Origin of the sequence: Bradyrhizobium sp. (genome assembly GCF_049798375.1) — a bacterium.
Taxonomy (GTDB): domain Bacteria; phylum Pseudomonadota; class Alphaproteobacteria; order Rhizobiales; family Xanthobacteraceae; genus Bradyrhizobium.
In genome coordinates this window covers 1-4,851 of the sequence record NZ_JBARGP010000316.1, presented here as the reverse complement: position 1 = coordinate 4,851, position 4,851 = coordinate 1, and the positions used below count along the sequence as shown (strand labels likewise).

At 65.2% G+C, this 4,851-nt stretch carries 5 protein-coding genes; 1 reads left to right on the top strand and 4 read right to left on the bottom strand.

The window, feature by feature from the left end:
- Window positions 1–574 (bottom strand): MFS transporter (locus WA702_RS13495; protein ID WP_425111026.1); only part of this gene is annotated, 574 nt, incomplete at its 3' end.
- Between the two features lie 203 nt (window positions 575–777).
- A complete protein-coding gene (locus WA702_RS13490) occupies window positions 778–2,094 on the bottom strand; it encodes an HlyD family efflux transporter periplasmic adaptor subunit (protein WP_425111027.1) in 1,317 nt (438 codons plus the stop codon).
- 173 nt (window positions 2,095–2,267) lie between these two features.
- On the opposite strand from WA702_RS13490, the gene WA702_RS13485 reads away from it, so the two are divergent.
- Window positions 2,268–2,906, top strand: coding sequence for a TetR/AcrR family transcriptional regulator (locus tag WA702_RS13485; RefSeq protein ID WP_425111025.1), 639 nt, complete (start codon window positions 2,268–2,270; stop codon window positions 2,904–2,906).
- Window positions 2,907–3,200: 294 nt separating this feature from the next.
- Here the strand turns inward: WA702_RS13485 and WA702_RS13480 are convergent, their stop codons facing one another.
- Window positions 3,201–3,464 (bottom strand): hypothetical protein, encoded by a 264-nt coding sequence (locus WA702_RS13480; protein ID WP_425111024.1) that lies wholly within the window; start codon window positions 3,462–3,464, stop codon window positions 3,201–3,203.
- 326 nt (window positions 3,465–3,790) lie between these two features.
- On the bottom strand, window positions 3,791–4,851 hold a 1,061-nt coding region (locus WA702_RS13475), incomplete at its 5' end, for an extensin family protein (RefSeq protein ID WP_425111023.1).

Genomic DNA, 4,851 nt, shown 5'->3' with positions numbered 1-4,851 from the left:
TGCCCGGCGGGATGTTGACGAAGAACAGCCAGTGCCAGGACATCGCATCGGTGATGTAGCCGCCGATGGTCGGGCCGATGGTCGGCGCCAGCGTCGCGACCAGCCCGATGATCGGACCGACGATGTGAAATTTCGAGCGCGGGAACACCGTGTAGGCGGAGGCGAACACGGTCGGGATCATGCCGGCGCCAAGGAAGCCCTGCAGCGCACGCCACAGGATCATCTCCTCGATACTCGAGGCGAAGCCGCACGCAAAGCTCGACAGCGTGAAGCCGGCCGCCGAGATCGCGAACAATAGCCGCGTGCCCAAGGCGCGCGACAGGAAGCCCGACAACGGAATCGCGATCACTTCGGCGATCAGATAGGCGGTCTGGACCCAGGACACTTCGCTCGAGCTCGCCGACAGGCCGGCCTGGATCTCGGTCAGCGAGGCCGACACGATCTGGATGTCCAGGATCGACATGAACATGCCGAACACCATGATCAGAAACGCAAACAGCCGCCGCGGCGCGATGCGCTCGGACGCCGCCGCCGGCGCGGTCATGGTGGGGTTGGCTGTGGTGGCGTTGGCCATGGTGTGTCGACTTGAGCTGCGTTCTAGCTACACGGTAGATGCGCTCCCTCTCCCATGGGGAGAGGGTTGGGGTGAGGGGGCACGGTCTCGCCGAAAAGCAAAAGCTCCTCACCCGGATCGCTACGCGATCCGACCTCTCCCCGCTGGGGAGAGGTGAACTCGGTCCGCGGCAAGAGCTGGGATCTCATCGTCCAAGCCGATCGTTACTGCGGATGGATCATCATCGGCGAGTCGAGGTCGGCGTCGCTGTCGGCATCCTTGGCGCCGTCGGTGGTATCGACGGTGGCGTAGACCGACATGCCGGCGCGCAAGAGGTTCTGCCGCGCCACATCCTTCGGCACGCGGATGCGTACCGGCAGGCGCTGCACTATCTTGGTGAAGTTGCCGGTCGCGTTATCGGGCGGCAGCAGAGTGAACACCGAGCCCGCCGCCGGCGAGATGCTGTCGACCGTACCCTTGAACTTGCGCGAGCCGTAGGCGTCGACCTTGATGGTCACGGACTGCCCGGGGCGGATGCGCTTGAGCTGCGTCTCCTTGAAATTGGCATCGATGAAGACGTCATCGAGTGGCACGACATTGCCGAGCCGCTGGCCGACCGCGACGAAATCGCCGGTATTGACCAGACGGTTGGAGAAGGTGCCGTCGACCGGCGCGCGCACGGAAGCGAAGTCGAGATCGCGCTCGGCCTTGGCGAGCGAGGTCTTCAATTCTGCGAGCTGCGCCTGCGCCTCCGCCTGCTGCGCCTTGGTGACTTCGACATTGTCGCGCGCCGTGTCGAACGCGGCCCGCGCCGACTTGACGCCGGCCACGCCCTGGTCGCGCGCGGCTTCCGACTGTTCGAACGTGGCGTGCGAGGCAAAACCCTTGGTGCTCAGTGCCTGCTGCCGATCATAGTCGAGATCGGCGCGCTTCTGGCCGGCCTCGGCGGAGGCGAGGTTGGCCTGCGCCTGCTCGACCGCGCTCTGCTGCGCGCTGACCTGGCGGCCGATGCGCGCGATGGTCGCCTGCTGGGTCGCGATCCTGGTGCGCGCGGCATCGACAGCAATGCGATAGTCGCCATCATCGATCCGGATCAGGACATCGCCCTTGTGCACCACCGCGTTGTCGCCCGGCAAAATCTCGACGATATGGCCGGCGACGCGGGCGCCGAGCATGGTGTTGTTGGCGCGCACATAGGCGTCGTCGGTGGAGATGAAGAAGCGGCCAACCAGGAAGTAGTCCGTCGCATAGCCTGCGATGGCGAGTCCCACCGCGAGCATCGCGCCGATCATGATGTGCTTGCGGCGGCCCGACTTCGGCGCCGCAGTCTTCTCGTCAGCCGGAGGTGCGGCAGCGGGAGCTTTGGCTGGCGCCGGCTTGGAGTGCGCGGCCGGCGCATCCGCAGTCCGATTTTCGGCCTCATCGGCGACTCGGACACGCAAGGCTTCACCAAGCGCAGCCGATTCACGCGTGGCAGGCTCGGAGGCTTCAGCCTGCTCCGGACGGCGCACCCGTGCGGCTTGATCTCTCACGCCCATCAAACACTCCAGAACCATTATTGCGGGCGCATCTGCGACCGCCATCATCTAAAACTATCATTGACCGAACGGTTCGGTCAATATATATCTTCGCGCATGCAACATTAGACCGAAACCTCCTTGCGGGACGTTTCCAGTGTCAAGTTCCTCCAGAATCCTTCAAAGACCCTGAACCGATGATTGAAACCGATGAGATTACCACTCCTATGCGGCACGAGGAGGACTCCTCCAAACGGCGCCAGATCCTGAACGGCGCCCGCAAGGTGTTCATGGATCTGGGTTTTGACGGCGCCAGCATGGGCGAGATCGCCCGCGCCGCCAGCGTCTCCAAGGGCACGCTCTATGTCTATTTCGAGGACAAGTCCCGTCTGTTCGAGGCGATCGTGCATGAGGAGACGGTGGTTCAGGGCGAGGCTGCGTTCAGCTTCGACACCAGCCGCGATGTCATGGCCAATCTCACCGGCTTCGGCGAAGCCTATATCGCAATGGTCTGCCGGCCCGGCGGCGGATCGGCGATCCGCACCGTGATGGCGATTGCTGAGCGGATGCCGGACGTCGGCCGGCGCTATTACGATCGCGTGCTGAAGGCGACCATCAACCGACTTGCCTGCTATCTCGAGGGCCGGGTGCAAGCCGGGGAGCTTGTCATCGACGACTGCCAGTTCGCGGCCGCGCAATTCCCGTTGCTGTGCCAGGCCAGCCTGTTCCTGCCCTTCATCTTCCAGGCCGCGCCCTCCCCCTCGCCTGAGCGCACCCGCGAAGTCGTCGCCAGCGCGGTAAGGATGTTTCTGGCGGCGTATGGGATGAAGGCATAGTCGTCGCGCCGGGAACGCGTCGGCGTCGCATTGCGCGGCGATTACTCCCGGCCGATGACGGGGAATGTGAATCGTGTCGCATAAGTATCTGTGATCTCGCGGCGCATTTGCGCCGGCACCGTGTGGCGTTGGATCCTGATCGACTATTCCGGCACCAACTGATAACGGCGAGGTCTCGTTCGGGCCGGACGACAAAGTCTTGACTCCAGCGGCACCTTCTTGCCGCGCTTTGTGGCATGCATGGCAACCGGTCGAGCCGCTGACATTTCGCGCTCCTGGCGGCCACAAACACGCCTAATCAACATCGCCTCGGTTGCTCTCGTCCTCGTCCGGCAGCATCGCGGCCACGTCCGCCGCCAGCGCCGGCGCGAGTGCGGCTTCCTCGCCGAGCCGCGCCGCGCGCTGCGACAGCAATTCCCAGGTTGGAATCGTGGTCGCGCATTCGGCCTCTTCGACCGCGCGTCGCGCGACGTCGAGACTGGTGCAGATCAGCACGGCCTCGTCCTCGGTGCCGACCACGACATGCGCGCCGAGCTGCCTGATGCGATACGCAGACATTTAAACCCTCTCCCGAGCCGACGGCAAAAAAGCGTGCGGCAACCCGAACCCCGCGTGCCTTGTTCCTGTGGACTGTGGCGGGTCTAGCGTCGGCCGATGGCGGAGCGGCAGCCTGGTAAACGAGCTATGAACCACCGCGCAGTGCGCGGCGGACAAGCACGCGAGAACAAGGAGATGGAGACGTGGCGGATCGGATTACCACTGTGCTGCGACAGTGGATTCTGTGGACGAATCGATGGCTTGCGGCGCGCCACGGCCGCGTACGACAGCGCACCGCTGCGCGAGACCGAAATGAGGCGGACGCAAACGAAGATCAACGCGTTGGATCACTCGTCCTCGTCGTCGTCTTCGTCGATCTTCCGCTTGGCCCGCGCCTCCTTGCGGATCGAGCTCGTGAAGTCGGGCCCGCGCGCGCCGTAGCCCGAGCGTTGCTGCGCGCGTGAGGCGATCTCTTCGCCCGATACAGCGGCCGGCTCGCAGATCACCGGTCGCCTGGGGCGGCGCATCAGGTCCACATGGATGTGATTATAGTGGTACTTGTTCGATCCTGGTGCGAGCACCGTGGTGAAGGTCCGGCACGCCGCGCCCTGGACGTCGCGCAGGAAGCCCTGCTCTTCCGGCAAGCCGTGCCAGCCTTGCTCGACCGTGATACGGCGGCCGTCGGCCAGCGTGAAGGCGGCGATGTCGAGCGCATTGCCGAACGCATGCTCGGAGATGTGCGCGCTCGGATTGCCGTTCATGCCGCGGCAGGAATAGGCCGAGATCTGCTTGATCTCGACCACGCGATTGCCGAACCAGCGCATCGCCGCCGGCTGCACCGACTCGGCGATCCAGCGGTCGAGCGCCGAGACGATCGGACAGGCCAATGTCGCCGCCGGCTTCACCGCGACAGGCCCGACGGCCCCGATCGGATCGCCGCGCGCGGGTCCGAGCGGCGGCGTATAAGGCTGTTGATAGGGATGCTGATAAGTCTGCTGCGGAGTGCCTTGTGCAGGATAGCCGCCACCCGGCGCGCCCTCGGGCGGCAGATTGACGTCCTCCTCGCCTGGCTGGACGCCCGGCGCATTGAGCGAGAGCGGCGTGCTCGACGGCGCGGCGTAGCCGCCCGCGCGCGCGTTGGAATAGCTTTGTGGCGGATAGGAATTTGACGGAGTGGCCGGCGGCTGCGATTGCGGATAGCCGGATGCCGGCGGATAGCTCGGTGGCGGCTGGTTGACCGGCCAACGCGGCTGGTTGCCGACCGCTGCCGGCGGCCGCAGATCCTCGTCGGCGAAGCCGTAAGAGCTCATGGCGTCGTCGAGCGCCGAAACCTTGAGCGGAAAGTCCGCACCGCACATGCCGGGCCCGGCGATCGGGTCGATGCGGACGACCTCGGCGCTCTCCTTCA